Annotated in this window: 15 protein-coding genes; 5 read left to right on the top strand and 10 right to left on the bottom strand. The window is 66.6% G+C overall.

Annotated features, from left to right (window positions below):
• Positions 1–42 precede the first annotated feature (42 nt).
• From ACP7EY_RS04930 to ACP7EY_RS04915, 4 genes are all read right to left on the bottom strand, one after another.
• Positions 43–1,695: a methyl-accepting chemotaxis protein gene (locus ACP7EY_RS04930; protein WP_426191070.1), complete on the bottom strand. Its 1,653-nt coding sequence runs from the start codon at positions 1,693–1,695 to the stop codon at positions 43–45.
• A gap of 90 nt (positions 1,696–1,785) precedes the next feature.
• Complete coding sequence (locus ACP7EY_RS04925; protein ID WP_426191068.1) at positions 1,786–2,160, bottom strand: hypothetical protein; 375 nt, start codon at positions 2,158–2,160, stop codon at positions 1,786–1,788.
• A 127-nt stretch (positions 2,161–2,287) separates the two neighbouring features.
• On the bottom strand, positions 2,288–4,843 hold the full coding sequence (locus tag ACP7EY_RS04920) for a DNA polymerase II (RefSeq protein WP_426191066.1): 2,556 nt from the start codon (positions 4,841–4,843) through the stop codon (positions 2,288–2,290).
• A complete protein-coding gene (locus tag ACP7EY_RS04915; protein ID WP_426191064.1) occupies positions 4,840–5,787 on the bottom strand; it encodes a LysR substrate-binding domain-containing protein in 948 nt (315 codons plus the stop codon). The genes ACP7EY_RS04920 and ACP7EY_RS04915 overlap by 4 nt, the downstream gene beginning before the upstream one ends.
• A 194-nt stretch (positions 5,788–5,981) precedes the next feature.
• Between ACP7EY_RS04915 and ACP7EY_RS04910 the strand changes: the two genes are divergently transcribed.
• On the top strand, positions 5,982–7,205 hold the full coding sequence (locus tag ACP7EY_RS04910) for an MFS transporter (protein WP_426191062.1): 1,224 nt from the start codon (positions 5,982–5,984) through the stop codon (positions 7,203–7,205).
• A 3-nt stretch (positions 7,206–7,208) separates the two neighbouring features.
• On the opposite strand, the gene ACP7EY_RS04905 is transcribed toward ACP7EY_RS04910, so the two are convergent.
• Positions 7,209–7,595 carry a cupin domain-containing protein gene (locus ACP7EY_RS04905; protein ID WP_426191060.1) on the bottom strand — a complete coding sequence of 129 codons (387 nt, stop codon included), beginning with the start codon at positions 7,593–7,595 and terminating at the stop codon, positions 7,209–7,211.
• 89 nt (positions 7,596–7,684) lie between these two features.
• Positions 7,685–9,457, bottom strand: a complete 1,773-nt coding sequence (locus ACP7EY_RS04900; protein ID WP_426191058.1) for a DUF885 domain-containing protein — start codon at positions 9,455–9,457, stop codon at positions 7,685–7,687.
• Positions 9,458–9,609: 152 nt separating this feature from the next.
• Between ACP7EY_RS04900 and motA the strand changes: the two genes are divergently transcribed.
• Positions 9,610–10,467: a flagellar motor stator protein MotA gene (gene motA, locus ACP7EY_RS04895; protein WP_426191056.1), complete on the top strand. Its 858-nt coding sequence runs from the start codon at positions 9,610–9,612 to the stop codon at positions 10,465–10,467.
• A gap of 46 nt (positions 10,468–10,513) precedes the next feature.
• Here the strand turns inward: motA and ACP7EY_RS04890 are convergent, their stop codons facing one another.
• On the bottom strand, positions 10,514–10,987 hold the full coding sequence (locus tag ACP7EY_RS04890) for a GNAT family N-acetyltransferase (protein WP_426191054.1): 474 nt from the start codon (positions 10,985–10,987) through the stop codon (positions 10,514–10,516).
• A gap of 27 nt (positions 10,988–11,014) precedes the next feature.
• On the bottom strand, positions 11,015–12,109 hold the full coding sequence (locus ACP7EY_RS04885) for an aldo/keto reductase (RefSeq protein ID WP_426191052.1): 1,095 nt from the start codon (positions 12,107–12,109) through the stop codon (positions 11,015–11,017).
• A gap of 64 nt (positions 12,110–12,173) precedes the next feature.
• On the opposite strand from ACP7EY_RS04885, the gene ACP7EY_RS04880 reads away from it, so the two are divergent.
• Both ACP7EY_RS04880 and ACP7EY_RS04875 read left to right on the top strand, forming a co-directional pair.
• Complete coding sequence (locus ACP7EY_RS04880) at positions 12,174–12,779, top strand: TetR/AcrR family transcriptional regulator (RefSeq protein ID WP_426191050.1); 606 nt, start codon at positions 12,174–12,176, stop codon at positions 12,777–12,779.
• A 62-nt stretch (positions 12,780–12,841) separates the two neighbouring features.
• On the top strand, positions 12,842–14,365 hold the full coding sequence (locus tag ACP7EY_RS04875; protein WP_426191048.1) for a peptide MFS transporter: 1,524 nt from the start codon (positions 12,842–12,844) through the stop codon (positions 14,363–14,365).
• A gap of 7 nt (positions 14,366–14,372) precedes the next feature.
• On the opposite strand, the gene ACP7EY_RS04870 is transcribed toward ACP7EY_RS04875, so the two are convergent.
• Positions 14,373–16,910, bottom strand: a complete 2,538-nt coding sequence (locus ACP7EY_RS04870; protein ID WP_426191046.1) for a PAS domain-containing protein — start codon at positions 16,908–16,910, stop codon at positions 14,373–14,375.
• 336 nt (positions 16,911–17,246) lie between these two features.
• On the opposite strand from ACP7EY_RS04870, the gene ACP7EY_RS04865 reads away from it, so the two are divergent.
• The gene (locus ACP7EY_RS04865; protein ID WP_426191044.1) at positions 17,247–17,672 is read left to right on the top strand and encodes a DUF4124 domain-containing protein; all 426 of its coding nucleotides are present in this window, start codon (positions 17,247–17,249) and stop codon (positions 17,670–17,672) included.
• Between the two features lie 26 nt (positions 17,673–17,698).
• On the opposite strand, the gene ACP7EY_RS04860 is transcribed toward ACP7EY_RS04865, so the two are convergent.
• Positions 17,699–20,653: a putative bifunctional diguanylate cyclase/phosphodiesterase gene (locus ACP7EY_RS04860; protein ID WP_426191042.1), complete on the bottom strand. Its 2,955-nt coding sequence runs from the start codon at positions 20,651–20,653 to the stop codon at positions 17,699–17,701.
• Positions 20,654–20,862: the final 209 nt, after the last annotated feature.

Below are 20,862 nucleotides of genomic sequence, written 5' to 3'. Positions count from 1 at the left end.
CCCTGTCGTCCGGGCCGCACGCACGGCGCCGTCATCAGGCGGTCATCGACGGGCGCTACGATGGCTGTGCGTGGCGGCCGGATGCGGCCTGCCAGCAGCTTTGCCGGTCGGCTCGAGCACCGGCACCAGTTTCAGGGGCGACGCCGGTGCGTGCTCGAGCAGGAACGTGGCGGCGGTGGCGGCCAGCGCCGCCGCCTGCCCGTGCAGCGCGGCGGCCGAGTCGGCAGCCTGCGCCACCATGGCGGCGTTCTGCTGGGTCATGGCATCGATGTCGACGACGGCGCCGCTGATCTGATCGATGCCGCCGGCCTGCTCGGCGCCGGACAGGCTGATGGCGCCGATCACCGCCGTCACCTCGGCAACGCGGGCGACAATCTCATCCATCGTGGCGCCGGCCGTGTCGGTCTGGCGCCGGCCGCTGTCGATGCGCTGGGCCGAGGCGTCGATCAGCAGCTTGATTTCGCGCGCGGCCGCCGAGGTGCGCTGGGCCAGGTTGCGCACTTCGCTGGCGACGACGCCGAAGCCGCGTCCCTGCTCGCCGGCACGGGCCGCTTCCACCGCCGCGTTCAGCGCCAGCAGATTGGTCTGGAACGCGATACCGTCGATGACGGCGGTGATGTCGACGATGCGGGTGGCGGCCGCGCCGATCGCCGCCATGCTCACGACCACCTCGGCCACCGCGCGGCCGCCGTCGGCCGCCACCTGCGAGGCCCCGTGCGCCAGCGCCGTGGCGTGCTGCGCGTGCGCGCTGCTCTGGCGCAGCGCCATACTGAGCTGTTCGACCGAGGCGGTCGTCTCTTCCAGCGCGGCCGCTTGCTGCTCGGTCCGCCGGGCCAGTTCGGCGTTGCCGCTGGCGATGGCGGCGCTGGCCAGGTCGAGCGCGACCGCGCCGCCGCGGACGGTGCCCACCGTGTGCGCCAGCCTGGCGCGCATGTCCGCCAGTGCGCTCGTCAACTGGCCGAATTCGTCGCCCCTGGCGGGCGACGGGTCCGCCAGGGGACGCAAGTCGCCAGCCGCCACGCGGGCGATGACGGCGCCGGCGTGGCGCAAGGGCAACATGATCGAGCGGGTCAGTCCCCAGGCCAGGGCGGCGCCGGCCAGCAGCGCCAGCGCCCCCAGGCCCAGCAGCAGATTGCGGCCGTCGACGAACTGCGCATTCGAGGCCGTCGCCAGGCGCGCGGCCTCGCGGTCGAGCAGCGCCAGGTGCGCCGCCAGCGCCGCCGTCGCGGCCTGGAACGTCTGTTCGAGCTTGCCTTCGGCCAGTTGCGCCACCTCGCCCGTGCGGCCCGTTTCCTTCATTTTCAGCAGCGCCGCGCGCACCTCGAGGTTGGCGGCGCGGGCCGCGCCGGCGCGCGCCAGCAGGGCCGCTTCGGCCGGCGCACGAACCAGGCCCGCCAGGCGCCCCTGCAGCGCCGCCTGGTCCCGCTCACCGGCGGCCAGGTCGTTCATGAAGTAGTCGCCCACCTCGAGCGAATCGCTGCGCGCCACCGCCGCCACCCGCAAGCCGTTCAGGCGCGCGCTGGCCAGGATATCGGCGGCCAGCTGGCGCCGCGCCAGGGTATCGCGCACCAGGCTGGCCGTTGCCGCATCGGCCGCCTGCAAGCGCCACACGGCCACCGCCGTCATGCCCGCCATAATCGCCAGCAGCAGGGCAAACGACGCCACAATCCGTGCGCCCACCTTGATTTGTTTCATCTCGTCACCCGCCAGGTTAATGATTCTTAAAAGCAATCATTCTGACCCTCTAATATGTCAGGTGAATGACAGACGAGGAATGGGGCGTCTTCAGCACACGCCGGCGGGCGGCGGCCGCTCGCGCGGCAGCAGGCTGGTGGCCGACAGCACGCGGCCGTGGCGGTTGCTGACCTCGCCCGTGTAGGGCGCCAGCGTGGCGTCGAGATCAAACTCGACATCGTCAGCGTGGTCGCCCTGCCAGGTGCTGAACTGGGTGATGGCCAGGCGGATCAGCATCGCGTTGTTGCACTCGGCCGACGCCAGGGTCTGCTCGAGACGATTCTTGAAGCGCACGGTATAGCTGCCGACGAAACTGCCTTCGCGGCTGCTGATCTTGAATAGCTTGGGCAGGCCGAAGCCGTGCTTGCCCGACGTGTTGGTGTCAATTTGACAGGCGCCCCAGGGCGCGATATGAAACAGGTACAAGTGCCGCCTCCGATGATACGCACCGGGTCGCTCCCGGCATACGGCGAACCGGCACGGCCCGCCATGACCTTATACGCGGGCGCCGGCCAATCGGATGTACTGTTGAACGGCCAGGCAGGCCGGCACCTCAGAACAGGGTGCGCTGGCCACTGGTGAGGGTGCTGAAATCGTCGCCGACGAAGGGCAAAATGGCGTCGGCCACGGGCTGCAACTGGCGGCTCAGGTAGTGCTGGTAATCGATCGGCGAGCGGCGCGCCTCGAGCGGCTCGGGCCCGTTGACCGTCATCACGTAGCCGATCACGGCGCGGTTCTGGTATTGCAGGGGCCGGCCATGGGCACGGTTGAACTCGTCGGCGAGGCGGGCGGCGCGGACCTGGGGCGGCACGTTGCGCTCGTAGTCGTCGAGCGGGCGGCGCAGTCGCTTGCGGTAGATCAGCAGATCGTCGAATTCGCCGGCGGCCGTGCGCAGCGCATAGTCGCGCACGTACTCCTGGTACGGTTCGCCCCGGAAGATCTTCAGATACAGGGCCTGCTGAAACTGCTGCGCCAGCGCGGTCCAGTCGCTGCGCACCGTTTCCAGGCCCTTGTAGACCATCTGCTCGCTGCCATCGGGGCGCCGCACCAGCCCCGCATAGCGCTTCTTGCTGCCCTCGTCCGAGCCGCGGATGGTGGGCATCAGAAAGCGCCGGTAATGGGTCTCGAACTGCAATTCGAGGGCACTGGCCAGGTTGAACTGTTCGCGCACATGCTGGTCCAACCATTGATTGACCAAGGCGACCAGGGCGCGACCGATGCGGCCCGCCTCTTCCTCGGAGTGCGCATGCCCCAGCCATACAAATGTCGAGTCGGTGTCGCCATAAATTACCTGGTAGCCCTGGTCCTCGATCAGCTTGCGCGTCAGGTGCATGATTTCATGGCCGCGCAGGGTAATCGACGAGGCCAGGCGGGGGTCGAAAAAGCGGCAGCCACTCGAGCCGAGCACGCCATACATGGCATTCATGATAATTTTCAAGGCCTGCGACAGGGGCTGGTTGCGTTCGCGCTTGGCGGCGTCGCGGCCCTCCGAAATCTGCGTGACAATCGCCGGCAGGCAGTGCCTGGTGCGCGAAAAGCGCGCGCCGCGAAAGCCGGCCACGGTGGCGCCGGCGGCGCCGGCCTCCTGCAAACCGGCCACCAGGCCCACCGGATCGATCAGAAAGGTGCGGATAATCGACGGGTACAAGCTTTTATAGTCGAGCACCAGCACCGAGTCGTACAGGCCGGCGCGCGAGTCCATCACGAAGCCGCCCGGGCTGTCTTCATTGCGCACATCGCCCAGATTGGGCGCCACGTAGCCCTGGCGGTGCATCAGCGGCATGTACAAATGCTCGAACGCGGCCACCGAACCGCCGCTGCGGTCGGCCGGCAAGCCCGTCACGCTGGCGCGCTCGAGCAAAAAGGTGAGCAAATCGGTCTTCGCAAAAATACGCGTCACCAGTTCGCAATCGCGCAGGTTGTAGCGCGCCAGGGCCGTCTTGTCTTCGGCAAAGAGGGGATTGATTTCGGCCATGCGGTCATAGGGGTTGTCGATCGCCTTGCCTTCGCCCAGCAGTTGGCGCGACACGTTTTCCAGGCTCATCGACGAAAAAGTCCAGGTGGCCGAGCGCAAGGCTTCGATGCCGTCAATGAGCAGGCGGCCGGGGGCGCTGGCAAAATAATGGCCCTGCCGGCCACCGCCGCCCTGCTCCCGGCCCTCCATCACGGCCCCGCCCCGCCCCAGCCGCAGCGGCACCTGGTAGCGCTCGGCTTGCTTTTGCAACACCCGCAGATCGAACTGGATCACGTTCCAGCCCACGATGACGTCCGGGTCGTGCTGTGCCATCCAGCCATTCAACCCCTCGATCAGGGCGGCGCGGCTGGGGTAGTAGCGCAGGTCGAAGTCGACGGGGCCGTTGGCGGTGACGGTGGCGGTGGCGGTGGCGTTGACGGTGGCGTGGGCGGGGGCGCCATGTTCGGCCGTTGGCGGGCCCAGCATCAGCACCGTGCGTGCGCCGCAGCCTTCCAGGCCGATACAGTACAACTCGCCCTTTTCGCTGGTCTCGATGTCGAGCGAGACCAGCGACAGGCGCGGGCGGTAGCCCGTCACCGGCTTGATGCGGGCGTCGAGCAGCAGCGTCGGCGCGTGCGGCGCCGGCGTGCCGGCAAACCACACGGGCGCCGTGATGAAACGCTCCATCAGGTAGCGCTCGGGCGGGCGCACGTCCGCTTCGTACACATCGACGCCATGCTCGCGCAGGCGGCGCGCCAGTTTGCCCAGGCTGCGGTAGCGCGTGCAATACAGGCCCAGCACGGGGCGATGGGAAAAATCGATCAGCTGCAAGGGGCGCAGCGCGCAGCCGGCTTCGCCATCGATGATCGATTGCGCCCGCTCGCCCTGCTCGGCCGGCACGAAGGCCACCGATTCGTGGGGCGGCAGGCGCAGGCAGCGGGGCCCCGCATCGGTGGCCAGCCACAACTCGACCTCGGTGCCGGCGGCCGTGTCGCGCCAGTGGCGGGTCAGTAAAAAACCCAGCGCGCCCGCGGCAGTGCCGCCTTGCCCGCTACCTTGCCCGCTACCTTGCCCGCCACCTTCTCCACTACCATGCCCGCCACCTTGCCCGCCATCGGCGGCATGGCCGACGGCGTGCTGGCCGGTGCCGTTCATGCCGCCGCTCCCGCGCCCGGCGCCGCCAGTTCGGCCGCCTGCAAGTCGGGATTGGCGGCAAACAGGCCGGCCACCCAGTCGGCAAACACGCGCACCTTGGGCGAACCCATCCGTCCCTGCGGATACAGCAGCGACATCGGCATGGGGGTGGGCGGCGTGTCGGCCAGTACCTCGACCAGCGCCCCGCTGTCGAGATACTGGCGGACCTGGTAGGCGCCCAACTGGGCCAGGCCAAAGTGCTGCAGGGCGCAGCACACGTTCGCTTCGGCATCGTTGACGGCCACCGGGCCCCGCATGGCCACCTTGACGGGCGCACCGGCGACCACGAATTCCCAGTCGAAGGCGCGCCCCGTGCGGCCGGAAAAATGCACAACGCTGGCGTGTCCGGCCAGGTCGTCGAGGTGACGCGGGGTGCCCCGCCGGGCCAGGTAGGCGGGGGTGGCGCAGGTAACAAAACGCATATTGCCGATTCTGCGTCCCACCAGGGCCGAATCCTGCAACTGGCCCACCCGCACGGCGCAGTCGATGCCTTCCTGGGTCAGGTCGACCAGGCGGTCGGTGATGCTGATGTTCAGTTCGACGTCCGGGTAGGCCTGGTGAAACTCGCCCAGCCGCGGCAGCACCAGCGCATGGCCAACGGCCGCCGGCAAATCGACGCGCAGCTTGCCCTTCGGGTGCAGGGCGCCAGGCCCGCGGAACCCCGCTTCGGCGGCATCGACGGCGCCCAGGATGTCCAGGCACTGGCGGAAATAGTCGGCGCCATCCTGGGTCAGCGACAGGCGCCGGGTGGTGCGCTGCAACAGTTGTACGCCGAGATAGGCCTCGAGATTTTTCAAGGTCGCCGTCAACGCCGCGCGCGGCAAGCCGAGCGTCTCGGCCGCCTTGGAAAAGCTGTTCGCTTCGACGATACGGACGAAGCTTTGCATGGCCTTGAGCTTGTCCACGGGCTGCGCCTTCTATTGTTCACAAAAAATGAAATGTATAGGCCGATTATGCCCTAATTATCTTTGCCAGAACATTCCTTACAATGGCCCCATCCATTTAGAAACACGCAAGAAAAAAATTCAAGCGAGCCGATCGCACCCGACCCTGCCGCCCCGACGCCATCGCGGGCGGCGCCACCTCACCGGAGAGCACCATGCACCACCCGCACGCCCCCAAGGACGACACCGACATTTCCTCAGGCATGCTGTTATTGCTTGCCACCGCCTGCGGCTTGATCGTCGCCAATCTGTACTACGCCCAGACCCTGGTCGGCCCCATCAGCGTCGCCACCGGCCTGTCGCCCGGCGCCGCCGGCCTGATCGTCACACTCACGCAGATCGGCTACACGCTGGGGCTGCTGTTCATCGTGCCGCTGGGAGATTTGCTGGAAAACCGCCGCCTGGTGTTCACCGGCTTGCTGTTGACGGCCGCCGCCCTGGCGGTGGCTGCCTTCGCCAGCAGCGCCGCCCTGTTCCTGGCCGCCGCACTGGCCATTGGCCTCGGTTCCGTGGTGGCGCAGGTGCTGGTGCCGTTCGCCGCCCATCTGTCGAAGGAAAGCACGCGGGGCCAGGCGGTGGGCAAGGTGGTCAGCGGCTTGTTGCTGGGCATTATGCTGGCCCGCCCCGTGGCCTCGCTGATCGCCGATCACGCCAACTGGCACGTGGTGTTCGGCGGCGCCGCCGTGCTGATCGTCATCCTCGCCTTCGTGCTGCGCTGGAAGTTGCCAGTGCGCCAGCCGAGCGCGCCCATGCCCTACTTTCAATTGATCGGTTCGCTGTGGCATTTATTCCTGAGCACCCCCGTGCTGCGCCGCCGCGCCGCCTACCATGCGGGCCTGTTCGGCGCCTTCAGCCTGTTCTGGACGGTGACGCCGCTGATGCTGGCCGGTCCCCGCTTTCACCTGTCGCAAACGGGCATCGCCGTGTTTGCCCTGGTCGGCATGGCCGGGGCGGTGGCCTCGCCCATCGCCGGGCGACTGGCCGACCGCGGCCACACCCTGCTGGCGACGGCGGCGGCGCTGGCCCTGGGCATCGCCGGCTTTGTGCTGCCGATGCTGGCGCCCGAAGCGCGCACGCTGGGGCTGGCGCTGCTGGTGGCCGCCTCGATCGTGCTCGACATGGGTGTGGCCGCCAACCTGGTGCTGGGCCAGCGCGCGATTTTCAGCCTGGGCGCGGCCGTGCGCAGCCGCTTGAACGGCCTTTACTTTGCCGTGTTTTTCGCCGGCGGCGCGCTCGGCTCGGCACTGGGCGGCTGGATGTACGCCAGCCACGGCTGGCACGCCGCCCTGCTCACCGGCATGGCCTTCCCCGCCGCTGCGCTGCTGTACTGGATCAGCGAGTACCTGGCCGAGGCGGCGGCGCGCCGGCGCGCCGCCTGACCATCAATGGCCGTGCTGCCGCTCGTACTCGTCGGCCTCGGCCTTGCTTGCATGCACGATGCCGTCCGGATGCTCGGGCGGCGTGTACAGGGTATAGAGCTTGAGCTTGTCCGTGGGCGAGGTGTTGATGACGTTGTGCTCGGTCCCGGCGGGAATCACCAGGGCCGTGCCATCTTCCAGCGCATGTTCCTCGCCGTCGAGAATGGCAATGCCGCTGCCCTGCTCGATGCGGATGAACTGGTCGTGCCCCGTGTGGTGCTCCATGCCGATGTCCTGGTTCGGCTGCAAGGTCATGATGACGAGCTGGCTGCGCGCGGTGGTGTAGAGCACCTCGCGAAAGTTGTCGCCGGCGAGGGTTTTTTCTTCGATATTGATGCTGTAGCCTGACATGATGTGCGCTCCGTGATGTCGATCGGGTCGAGAAGACCGGTACTGCCGATTGTAGCGAAAGCGCCGCCAGCGTGCTGGCGGCGGCACGCTCAGCGTTGCAGCATGGCCGGCACGAAATCGTCCATCACGGCCTTGCGCAACAAGGCCGGCGGCAACATGCCCTGCGCCAGCACGAAGTCATTGAAGGCCTTGCGGTCGAATTTCTTGCGCAGCGCCACTTCGGCCGCCTGCCGTGTTTCCATCAAGCGCTGGTAGCCATAAAAATACGCGGTCGCCTGGCCCGGCGCCCGGTAGGTGTAGCGCTGCATCTCTTGCGTGGCCAGCGCTTCGGACAAGCCCACTTCGTCCATCAGGAACGATTTGACCTGCTCCGGCGTGATTTCGCCGAGGTTGACCATGGGGTCGAGGAAGGCGCGGGCGGCGCGCATCATGCGCGCCTGCAAGGCGAACAGCTGGCCATCCTGCGGTTCATACGCCTGCATTTCCGCTTCCGCGTACAAGGCCCAGCCTTCCACGTTGACGCTGTTAAAGGCGAACACGGCGCGCGCGGTCGACACGCCCGACTCGATCATCTTGGCAAACTGCAGCTCGTGCCCGGGCCGCGCTTCGTGCGCGGTGATCGACCAGGTGCCGGCGTCGTGGGTGAAGTCGTCCATGACCAGCGCCTTGCCGCCCTTGGCCGGCGGCACCGCGGTGGTGAGGATGAATTCGCCATACTCGCCCGTGTTGCCGATCAGCCGGGGCGGATTCATGTGGGGCGCCGGCGAGGCGGCGTTTTCGGCGTCCGTCGCCAGCCGGATGCTGGCCTTGCGGTTGGGCAGCGTGACAATCCCGTGTTCGCGCACGGCCGCCTCGATCTGCGCCAGCCGCGCGGCGTACAGGGGCATCACCTGGTCGGCGGCGATCTGCTGCTTTTTCAGCGCCGCCATGACGAAGCGGTAGTCGGCCTGGGGCAGCTTGCGCTCGCTGGCGATCAGGCCGGCGGTGATGGTCATCTGGTTGCGGATTTCCGCAAACGAGGTCAAGGCCCTTGCCTTCAGTTCCAGCGGCGCGATGTCGACGCCGAACTGGCGCAGATTGTCCGCATACACTTCCGGCGGCAGGCGATGATCGGGGCGGGCGCGCGGCAGGATCTGCGCGCGCACCTGCTGGTTGTACACGGTCAGCTGCTTTTCCAGGGCGGCAAACGGCACTTCCCAGCCCTTGATGTCGCTCTTGCCCAGCAGTTCCTTGATACCGGCAATCAAGGTCGGTGCGTTGTTGAGCGACTGCTCCACTTCGTCCTTGAACGGCCCCAGCAAATGCTTGTGGCTGGCCAGGCGCTCTTGCAAGCGCTCATTGGCCAGTTCCGTCGCCGGCCGGTAGCCGCGCGCCAGGCCCGCATATTTTTGCAGTCGCACCAGCAAGCTGGCCTGGCGCTGCTTGGGGATGCGCGGATCGAGGGTCTGGTTGACCACTTCGAAGATGGCCTGGGTCAGGTCGTTGAACGGCACAAAATACTTGCGCTGCAAGGCGGCCGAGCGCAACTGGTCGGTCGCGCTGCCGATCAGGATATCGAGATCCTGGCGGACTTTCGGATCGGCCTCGCCCTTGCGGCGCCGCTGCATTTCCGCAATCGCCGCCCGCTGGTCGCGGTTTTGCGCCTCGAACTGGTCGCGCGAATAATCGGTGATCTGCTCGTCGAAGCCATCCACGCCCAGCGAACTGGCGCTCTCGGGCGCATACCGGGCCATGACGGTGAGCAGCAGCCTGGCGTTGTCATTGCTCCTGGCGACCCAGACCGGTTCGGCGGCGAAGGCGGGGATGGCCAGGGTGCACAGGATGGCGATCACGCCGGCGCGCAGTGGTGGGGGGAGTTTCAAGTGCGGTCCTTTCGGGAACGGGGATGGGCTGCATTGCCCGGCAATGGTAGAGCAAGCGACCATGGCCGGCAATACCCGCCGTGATTCGACTATATCTTTCACTACGGCACGATGTTACGCTATGTCTTATTAAAGAATGTATTGAGGTCAGCGTGGCGGTAATTCTCGGCATAATAATCGTGCTAGGTGCGATTTTCGGCGGCTTTGCTTTGGAAGGCGGGCATCTTGCCGCTCTTTTCCAGCCTTACGAATTACTGATGATCGCAGGTGGTGCACTGGGGGCATTTGCCATTGCAAATGACGGGCAATCGACCAAGGCAACCGTGAAAGCGCTTCGCACCATATTCCAGTCGCCACAGCAGACCAGTGCGCTCTATATCGATTTACTTTCGCTCTTGCACGACATTCTCAGCAGAGTTCGCAAAGAGGGATTGATGTCCATCGAATTTGATATTGACTCGCCTGAAGAGAGTGCGATGTTCATGAAATATCCAAATATCATGAAGGACCACCATTTAATCGAGTTCATTTGCGACTATTTCAGATTAATGGTATCGGGCAGCATGGACCCATTTCAAATTGAAAATTTGATGGATAACGACATTGACGTGCACCACCAGGATGGCGAACTTGCCATTCATGCGATAAACAAGGTCGCCGATGGGCTGCCTGCCTTTGGTATTGTTGCGGCAGTCATGGGTGTGGTCCATACCATGGGATCGGTTGGCATTCCCCCTTCGGAGCTTGGTAATCTGATCGCCGCGGCCCTGGTTGGCACGTTTCTGGGAATTTTGCTCGCGTACGGCGTATTCAGTCCGCTGGCAAGTTTGCTCGACCGAAAGCTGCAAGAGTCGACCAAGGTGTTTCAGTGCGTAAAAGTAACGATGATCGCCAGCATGAATGGCTATGCGCCCACCCTGGCCCTCGAGTTTGGCAGGAAGGTCGTTTCTGCCAACCTGCGACCGACTTTCAAGGAACTCGAAGCGCATTTTCGGCAGGCGAAGAAGTGATGCATCGCGCATGCGCGACATGCGCAGCACGCGCTGCAAGGCGATGTTACCGGGCCAGCGCCCCTTGCGCCGGGCCCGCTTGTGCCAGGCTCTTTTGCAGCCGCAAGGCGGCGCCGCCATCCTCGTAGTAATCATCGTAGTGGCCGAACACGGCGTAGCCGCAGGCGCGGAACAGGGCCTGCGAGGGGGCGTTGTCGACGCTGATTTCCAGCCGCATGCATGCGCTGCCGCGCGCGCGCGCCAGCGCTTCGGCACGCGCCACCAGCGCGCGCCCCACCCCTTGCCCCATGGCGTGGGCGGCCACCGCGATCGAATAGATGCGGGCGATCCGGTGGCGCGCATTGAAGCGCACGATCAGGTGGCCCTGCAATTGCCCGCCCACCTCGTCGAGCAGCACCAGCGCCGCTCCACTACGCAGGAAACCGGCCATGGCGCGGCGGCCCACGCCGTCGCACACGAAGCTGGCCTGCTCGAGCGCGGTCAGCGGCGCCAGGTCGGATAACGCAGCCAGTCGAATCACCTGTATCTCCCTCGTTCATTACTGCCATCAAGCTTCGCCCCAGCCGCGCACCGCGTGACCGCCAAACACCATGCGCCGGATGGCGGGGCTGGCAAGACTATCAGTAAATCCCGGCGCTGTCGCGCTGGCAGCGTCGAGGCGGGCCACCTGGTCGGCGCTGAGCACGCACGACAGCGCGTCCAGGTTGGCCTGCAACTGCTGCGGCCGGCTCGCACCGATCAGCACCGCGCCCACCGCGGGCCGGGCCAGCGTCCAGGCCAGCGCCACTTCGGCGCAACTGCGCTCCTGCTCGGCCGCCACCTGGCGCAAGAGCGCAAGAATGGCCCAGTTGCTGGCGCTGAATTTGCTGTCGCCGAAAGGATTGGCACCGCTCAGGCGGCCCGCGGTCAGGGACGCACCCTGCGTGTACTTGCCCGACAAAAAGCCGCCCGCCAGCGGACTCCACGGCATCACCGCCATGCCCGTATCGAGCGCCACCGGCACGTGCTCGCGTTCGATGTCGCGCGCCACCAGCGAGTATTCGACCTGCATGGCGATCGGACCCGGCAGGCGCCGTTCGGCGGCGATGGTGGCCGCCTTCATTGCCAGGTAGGCGGGCATGTCGGAAAAACCGAAATAGCGGATTTTGCCCAGCCGCACCAGGTCGCCCAGCGTCTGCAGGATTTCTTCGACGGGCGTGACACCGTCCCAGATATGCATCCAGTACAAGTCGATGTAATCGGTGCCCAGGCGCTTGAGGGAGCCGTCGAGCGCCCGGTGGATGTTCTTGGCGCCGGCCCCGCCCGCATTCGGGTTGCCCGCCCGCTGCTTGCCCGCTACCAGCGGGCTGGCCGCGTCATTGAAGCCGAACTTGGTCGACAGCACCACCTGCTCGCGCACCTGGCCCTCGCGGAGGAAGCGGCCCAGCAGTTGCTCGCTGGCGCCGCCCGCGTAAATGTCGGCCGTGTCGATGAAATTGCCGCCCTGGTCGAGATAACTGTCGAACAGGCGCCGCGCATCGAGGTCGGCCACGCCCCAGCGCGGGGCGCCGAAAGTCATGGTGCCAAGGGCGAAGGGGCTCACGACAAGGCCGGAACGGCCAACGGTGCGGTAGCTGGTGAGGTCCATGGTATTTTTTTTCATAGTGATCGTTATTAAAGTCTGGCATGCTTGCGCAAACCCGTCAATATGTTTTATAAAGATCGTTATGAAAGAACCCCGCAAAAAAATCGGCCGCCCCCTCTCCTTCGACCGCGCCGCCGCCCTCGAGCGCGCCATGCATGCCTTCTGGCGCCACGGTTACGAGACCACTTCGGTGGCCGAACTGACGTCGGCCATGGGCGTGACGGCGCCCAGCCTGTATGCGGCGTTCGGCGACAAGCAGGCGCTGTTCCTCGAAGCGATGCGCCTGTACGCGGGCGACAGCGCGGCCATTGGCGCCGCGCTCGCGGCCGCGCCCAGCGCGCGCGACGGCATCGCCGCCATGCTGCGCGCCTCGGCGTGCGCATTTACGGACGCGGCCACGCCGCCCGGTTGCCTGCTGGCGAGCGCCACCGCGAGCGGCTCGCGCGCGGCCGCGCCCGTGCAGGCGGCGGTGGCGGCGGTGCGCGGCGAAGTGGGCCAGATCGTACGCCGGCGCATCGAAGCGGACCGCAGCACCGGGCGCCTGCCCGTCGCCACCGATGCGCAGGCGCTGGCCGACCTGGCCATCGGCGTCATCCAGGGCATGTCGGTGCTGGCGCGCGACGGCGTGCCGCGGGCACGCCTGCTGGCGCTGGCCGAGCAGGCGGTGGCGGCGTTCCCGGCCGGCTGACGTAGAATCCCCCTTTTTCTCGCGCTCGCTTCCGGCTGGCCGCGTCCTTTCAGGAGAACCGTTTGACTTTTATCCAACGCCGCCTGGCGCGCGCCGTGCCCGGCACCGCCACCCTGTTTTTCATCCAGATTTTTTGCACCCTGGCCTTCGCCGTGCTGTATTCCTCGCTGGTGCTGTACGCCACCAAGCACCTCCACTTCCCCGTCAAGGACGCCGCCGTGGTGATGGGCGTGTTCGGCGCCTTCAACTACGGCCTGCACCTGTTCGGCGGCTACCTGGGTGGTCGCTTCATGTCGAACCGCAACCTGTTCGTGGTGGGCATGCTGCTGCAAATTGCCGGCTGCGCCCTCATTGCGCTCGGTTCGATGGCGATGCTGTACGCCGGCCTGGCCTTCTTCCTCACCGGTAGCGGCCTGAACGTCACCTGCGTCAACATGATGCTCACCCAGCGCTTCGCGCCGTCCGACAAGCGCCGCGAAGCGGCGTTCCTGTGGAATTACGCCGGCATGAATATCGGCTTTTTTGTCGGCTTCACGGGCGCCGGCTTCTTCCAGGCCAACGAAAATTACAGCGCCCTGTTCATCTTCGCCGCCATCGGCAACGTGCTCGCCATCGGACTGACGATACTGAACTGGAAAACCCTGGCCGACATCAGCACGCCCCTGATGAGCGCCACGCCACCCCAGTGGCGCCTGCGCCTGCTGGCCGGCGCCGCCATCGTCGCGCTGATCGTGCCGGCCGTGTGGCTGCTGCTGCAGCACCCGGTGTCGACGGGCGCGCTGATCAAGGGCTTTTCCGCCTGCGTGTTCGCCATCATCGCCTGGCTGGCCCTGCGCAACCCCGATCGCCGCGAACGCAAGAACATGTTCGCCTACCTGATCCTGGCGGTGGGCTCGCTGACCTTCTGGGCGCTGTACCAGATGGCGCCCAACGGCCTGCAGATCTTTGCCGAGCACAACGTCGACCGCATGGTGCTGGGCGTCGAGATGCAACCGCAATGGATCCAGAACATCAATTGCATCGTGATCGTGATCGGCGGCCCCCTGCTGGCGGCCTGGTTCGCCCGCCTGCGCGAGCAGGGCTGGAAGATCGACATCCCGAAACAGTTCGCCGGCGCGGTGGTGCTGATGGGGATCGGCTTTCTGTGCCTGCCGCTGGGGATCCGGCTGGCCGATCCCGTCAGCGGCCAGTCGGCGTTTGTCTGGCTGTTGCTCTCGTATGTGTTCCAGAGCGTGGGCGAACTGCTCATTTCGCCCATCGGCTACGCCATGATCGGCCGCCTGGCGCCGCGCCAGTACCAGGGTTCGATGATGGGCGCATGGATGCTGGTGACGGGCGTGGCCTCGCTGTTCGCCGGTGATTTTTCCAGCATGGTGCCGGACCCCGGCGCCGGCTCGCCCCTGCAGACCAATGCCGGCTACGCCAGCCTGTTCGCCGCGCTCGGCTGGGGCAGCGTGGCAGTGGGCACCGGGCTGGCCCTGCTGGTGCCGTTCCTGAACAAACTGATCAAGGATGCGCCGGCGCCCGCCGGCGCGGCCGCGGCGACGCGCGAGGTCGACGCGCGCGCCGCCCAGGCGGGCTGCTAGGCCAGGCTCAGTCGGCCAGCGCCTGCACCACGTAGCGGTTCTTGCCCTTGCGCTTGGCCACGTACAGCGCCTCGTCGGCGCGCGCCGACAGCGACGCGATGGTGGCGCCAGGGTCGGCCAGCGCGATGCCGATGCTGGCGGTGACGAGCAGCGCCAGGCCATCGACGTGGAAGGGCTCACGCAGGGCCAGCGCGATTTTGTGGGCCACCGCTTCGCAATTGGCCAGGCTGTCGACCGCCTCCAGCACCACCGTGAATTCGTCGCCCGCCAGGCGCGCCAGCAGGTCGCTCGCGCGCAGGCTGGCGCCCACCCGCCTGCCAAATTCGACCAGCACGGCGTCGCCGACGCCGTGGCCGTAGGTGTCGTTGATGCGTTTGAAATCATCGAGGTCGAGGTACATCAGCGCCAGCCGGCTGTGCTGGCGTTTCGACACGGCCAGCGCCTTCGCCAGCTGGAATTCATACATGCGGCGGTTCGGCAGGTTGGTCAGCGGGTCGGCGTTGGCCAGCGCCAGCAGCTTGCGCTCGTGCGCGCGGGCGGCGGTGGCGTCGGTGCCGAGAACGTACACGCCGACCACCCTGCCGTCGCGGTGGTGCGGCATGTAAGTGGTGTTGAGGATGCGCTCGTGACCGCGGCGCAGCACCGTCACTTCGACGCTCGACATATGGCCGCCCATGGCGCGCGCGATGCTGGGGGCGCGCTCGTCAAAATAATCGGCGCCGAACACCTCGCTGACGGTGCGGCCGATCATCTGCGCGCTGGGCATCCCCAGCCATTCCTTGTACATGGCGTTGGCGAACTGGTAGCGCATCTCGCTGTCCAGGTAGGAAATGAGCACCGGCACATTGTCGGTGATGGTGCGCAGCCGTTCCTCGCTGTCGCGCTGGGCGATCTCGCTGTGGCGGCGCGCGGTGATGTCGAAGGCCATGGCGAAAAAGCCGTCCGGCGCGCCGTGGACGTCGCGGTGCGGCACGAGGGCGGCGTGGTAATAAATATGCCGGTCGCCGACGCCGATATCGCTTTCGAACGAGACGCCCTTGCCCGCCGCCGCCGTCTCGATGTAGCCGGCGATGCTGGCGTAGTCGGCCTCGCTGTAGACCGAACGCACGCTGCGGCCGAGCAGCTGGTCGGGCGGCAGTCCGTAAAAATTGCGCGAGCGCGCGTTCAGATAGACAAAGCGCCCCTGCTTGTCGACCTGGGCGATCAGGGTCGGCAGGTTTTCCGCGATCGAGCGCAGCATCTGTTCGCTTTCGCCCAGCTTGTCCTCGGCGTCGACCAGCTCGCCGATGTCGCGCAGCGCCAGCAAGGCGCCCTGCGCCTGGCCCGACGGGTCGCGCAAGGGGCGCGCGCTGGCGCTCACCGTGCGACGCGCCAGGCCGGGGCCGGCCAGCACCAGCCGGGTCGGCCCGACCGACTGGCCCGCCAGCGCACGCGCCAGCGGCGCCTGCTGTGGCAGCAGCACGGTCTCGCCGTCGGCCTGGCAGACGGTGACGCCGGCCAGGCCCGCCGCCGCGCGCCCGAGCATGGCGTGGGCGGCGCGATTGTACAGCGACAGCGTGCCGTCGCTGTCGCAGGTGACGATGGCGCAATCGACCGTCTCGAGCACGGCGTCGAGCAGTTGCTGCTGGCGCGCCAGCGCGCGGGCGCTGGCGATCTGCGCGCTCACATCGTGGATATACGCGCCCTGGCAATGCTGGCCATCGACGACATAGCCGCTGACGCTGACATCGACGACGATCTCGGCCCCGGCGCTGGTGCGCGCCACCAGCCGCACGCTGTGCCTGGCCGCCGCGTGCGGCGGCGCCATGCCGACCATGATCGACGACCATGGCCGGCCCAGCACCTCGGCGCGCGACCAGCCGAACATGCCCTCAGCGGCGCCATTCCATTCAATGATGTGGGCCGCCGCGTCGGTGGCGACAAACGCCGCCGCCGAGGTCTCGATCATGGCGCGCACCCGCTCTTCGCTGCGGCGCAGGCTGGCCTCGACGTCGGCGCGCTGGCGGATTTCACGGTTGAGCGCTTCGGTCTTCTGTCCCAGCGCGCGGCTGCGCACCAGCGCCAGGCTGTCCCGGTTAAGCTCGGCTTCGACCAGTCCGGCCAGCGTCTTGAGCAGCGCCAGCTGGGCCGGCGCCAGCTGGCGGGCCACGGCGTCGATCACGCACAAGGTGCCCACCGCCTGGCCATCGTGGCTGAACAGGGGCTGGCCGGCATAAAAGCGAATGTGGGGGTAACCGGTGACGAGCGGATTGTCGAGAAAGCGCGCGTCCTGGGTGGCGTCGTTGACGATGAAGATGTCGCCGCTGTCGATGGCGTAACCGCAAAACGCCACCGGGCGCGGGGTGTCGGCCAGGTCGATGCCGTGGCGCGACTTGAACCACTGGCGCTGGCTGTCCATCAGCGAGACGAGCGCAATGGGCATGCCAAGGGCGGCGCTGGCGAGCGCGGTGAGCTTGTCGAAGCGGGGTTCGGCCGGGGTGTCGAGCATTCCCAGCGCGCACAGGGCGGCCAGCCGTGCCTGCTCGTTCGTGTCTTGTTTTGTCATGCGATTCCCGATGCGTGAAGCGTCCCCGGAGGAACACGGACGTTCCGCGCGCTGGGGCGCGGTCGGTCAGCGCAGGGCGTGGAACGTAACTTGCAGCAGGAATTAGGCGGCGCCCTCCATGATAAGGGGCGCCGCCTGAAAATAAAAGACAATGTTAATGCCACAGAGTAACTTTAATACCTTCGGGCTAGCCCACTGTCGTATTTCCGGCAATGGCGCCGCTGCAGGCATCGTCCTACAGAAGGACGATCCAGACTCTCTATGATGCCGAACAAATAACAATTAGCATGGGCACCTGATTGTTTGTTCGTTCACCCTGACCTGCCGGAGTTCGCCATGCCCGCCCCCTTGCGCCCCCTCATGACCGCCGTGCTGGGCGCCGCCCTGGCCGCCCTGCTGGCCGCGCCCGCCCTGGCCGGCGCCGACATCGTCAAGTGCGTGGACGCCGACGGCGGCGTCACCATCACCGATCACCAGTGCGGCACGGCGGCGACGTCAGGCGTGAAGGTGGCAAACGAGAAGGTGGCAAGTGACAAGGTGGCAAGTGACAAGGGAGCTGGCACCAGGGCGGCGCGCACCGGCTCGCGGCCGCTGCCCGCGGGCCAGCCACCAGTACAGCGTGACAACTGGCGCGATCCGCGCCCGCACAGCAAGCTGCTCGCGCGCGATGCGGCCACCCTGCGCGCGGCGCGCAGCAGCCTGCAGGTGCTCGACGACGCGGCGGCGGCGATGCGCCAGCAGCGCCTGGCAAGACTGAACTAAGCAAAACTGGACGCGGGCCGCCCGTGTCAGTGCAGGTCGCGCACCCGTGACAGCGGCGCCGCCAGCGCCGGCTGCTGCGCCTCCGCCCCCAGCGTGCGCACCAGCATGGCCAGTTCCTCGTTCTGGATGAAGCTGGCCGACGAGGTGGCCGTGAGCATCGCTTCCGGCGCCTGCGAGCGGGCCACCGCGAAACCCTGCACGTAGTCGACGCCGATCTCGGCCAGCGTGCGCACCGTCGCCGTGTCTTCGGCCCATTCGGCGATCGTCTTCATGCCCAGGTTGACGGCCAGGTTGACGATCGCCTCGACGATGGCGACATTGGCCGGGTGGTCATTGATGTTGACGATAAAATTGCCGTCGATTTTCAGCACGTCGGCGGGCAGCTCTTTCAGGTACGAGAACGAAGTGTAGCCGGCGCCGAAGTCGTCGAGCGCCACCTTGACGCCGAAGGCGCGCACCTGGTCGATGAAGCGGCGCGTGTTGTCGAGGTCATGCAGGGCCACGCTTTCCGTGATCTCCATGCACAAGCGGCTGGCCACGTGCACGTGGCGGCCCAGGATATCGATGGTGTCCTGCACGAAGCGCTCGTCGTTGAGCGAGGCGCCCGACAGGTTCATGCACACGAAACGGGTGTTGGGCAGGCTGTGCAGGTTGGCCGAGATCCACGCCAGCGTGGTGGCCAGCACCCAGCGGTCGATGACGCCGGCGCGCCCGCTTTTTTCGGCGGCGGCGATGATCGGGCCGGCCGTCATGATGCTGCCGTCGGCCTCGCGCATGCGCAGCAGCACCTCGAAATTGAGCGACTCGTGGGGCGACTTGAGCGACATGATGGGCTGCATTTCGAGGAACATGCCCTCGGTGGCATTGGTCGAGGCCAGCCGCGCCACCAGGTTCAGTTCCGCTTCGCGTTCGAGGAAGGCGGAGGCATTGCGTTCGTACACCACCAGGCCATCGCGCCGTCCCGTCTTGGCCTCGCGGCAGGCCCGGTCGGCGGTCGAGACGGCGTCCTTCATCTGCATGCCGGCGCTGACCTCGATCAGCCCCACCGAACCGCGCACGGTGAAGGCCTTGTCGCCCACCCGGTACGGCGTGTTGCCGATGCAATCGACGATGCCGCGGCAGATCAGCGAGGCCAGCGGAATGGCCGTGTCGGGCATGACGATGACGAATTCGTCGCCGCCCACGCGACCGATCTGCTGGCCGCCGGCCAGCATGGTGGCCATGCGCTCGCACACCTGCTTGAGCACTTCGTCGCCGGCCGCGTGGCCGAACAGATCGTTGATCAGTTTGAAGCGGTCGAGGTCGATATAGGCGAGCGCGACCGGTTTGCCGCCGGCGCCGGCGCCCGTTGCGCTGGCAAACATCTTCTCGATGCCGCGCCGGTTGAACACCTTCGTCAAGGGGTCGTTGTTGGCCATGAAGCGCAGTTGCTCGGTGGCCTTGGTCTGCTCCGTCACATCCTGCAGCACCCCTTCGATGCGCCCACGGGCAAGGATGGCGCGCACCATGTAGCGGCGCTGGCCGTCGCGGTCGCAAATTTCCAGTTCGGCATCGGCGTCCGCGTGCACCACCTCGTGCAAGCGGTTCCACACGGCGTCTTCGAAGAACTGGTTCCAGCGCGTGCGGCTCAGTTCGATGGGTGCGCCCAACATTTTTTGCAGGGCCGGATTGGCGCTGAGGAAGTTGCCATCCATATCGAGGGTGAACAGGCCGACCGGCATTGCACTGTAGGTGTGTTCGAGCTCCTGCTGGGCATCGACGCGCTGCTCCGTCTCGGCCCGCATCTGTTCAGCAACGGCCAGCGCCGCCAGCAGGCTGGAGGCGAGCGCCGCGGTCACCGAGTTGATCACCCCGGTCAGCTCGCGCATGCCGAACGCGGCCGCCACCACTTCGGACAGCGAGGCGACGAAGGTGACGGAGAACGAGGCGGCGATCCAGGACGCGGCCCGGGTGCGGGCCTTGAACATGATGCTCACCAGGCCCAGCGTGGTGACCGAGCAGCCCGCCACCAGGATCATCCACAGGATCGGCAGGAAGACCCGGTATGGCAAGGCCACCGCCGCCACCAGCAGGGGCAGGCAGCACCACTGCATGAAGCGCATGGCGAGTCGGTAGCGCGTGTGGCGGAAATTTTCCTGCAACAATGTCTGGTACAGGGTCAGCGTGCACATGCCGTGCAGCGTGATCGACACGGGACGGCTGATCAGCAGCCACGATTCCGGCACCACCTGGCCCAGCCACTGGATGTCCCAGCCGGCCGACAGGGCGCCCACCCGCAGGTTGAGGATCAGCCAGGCGGCAAACAGCACGTACAGGCGCTGGCGGTTGATGGCCGCGGTAATGAGCACGAACAGGGCCAGCACGATCATGCCGCCGTCGAGCAGGCCCGATTTGCGATGATAGTGCTCAGTCGACAGGTCGAAATCGGTGTCCGGCCATTGCACCGCCGACAGGCGGGCGGGGCCGATAAATGCGGCGCGGCACAGGATATGCGGCGGCATCTGCGCCATTTTCAGCACGAAGCCCGCCTTTGCCACCGACAGCGCCTGGTGCGCCGCGCCGCGGCTCGCTTCGCCGATCTGCTGCAGGCTATCAGCATCCCAGCAGGCCATGTCGACCGCGTGGCGCGACGGAAACTCCACCACGAATTCACGGCCCGGCCGTGGCAAAGTGTGGAAATCAAACCACACCGGCGCTTCCGACAGGCGCGTGTCATAGCTGGGCACCAGCGCCGTCTGCTGCAGCGCGGTGAGCGCGCCGTCGGGGCTGAACGGCGTGCCCTCGTGGGGCACCACCCGCATCACCAGCGGCACGTCGCCCTTGGTGGCGTACTCGTCGTTCCAGAACAGCAGGGCAATCAGCGAAATGAGCGCAATACCCAGCGGGACCAGGTAAAACGAAAACAGGCGCAAAGCCGCGTCCAGCCATCGCTGGGCAAGCAAGGGCAGCGTGATGCGTAACGATTGCGACAACTTTTGCATTAAGGCGGTTCTGTGGTCTGAAAGGCCGCGGCGCAGCTGCCGCGGTGCAATCGATCAGCATACATGCAAATGATGATTTGCAACATTATCTGTGCGAAATTATTTCTTTGCCATCTTTGCTGTATGTACCCGGGCCCGGCGCGCCGCATTGTCGATCGCGCAAGAACGCGCCGCACAAGCGGCCGGCGATAGCTCGCGCATAACAATTT

The sequence above is a fragment of the Massilia sp. DWR3-1-1 genome (assembly GCF_049898325.1).
In the GTDB taxonomy this organism is placed as follows: domain Bacteria; phylum Pseudomonadota; class Gammaproteobacteria; order Burkholderiales; family Burkholderiaceae_D; genus JAFCUW01.
This window is presented reverse-complemented; position numbering and strand designations above follow the sequence as displayed.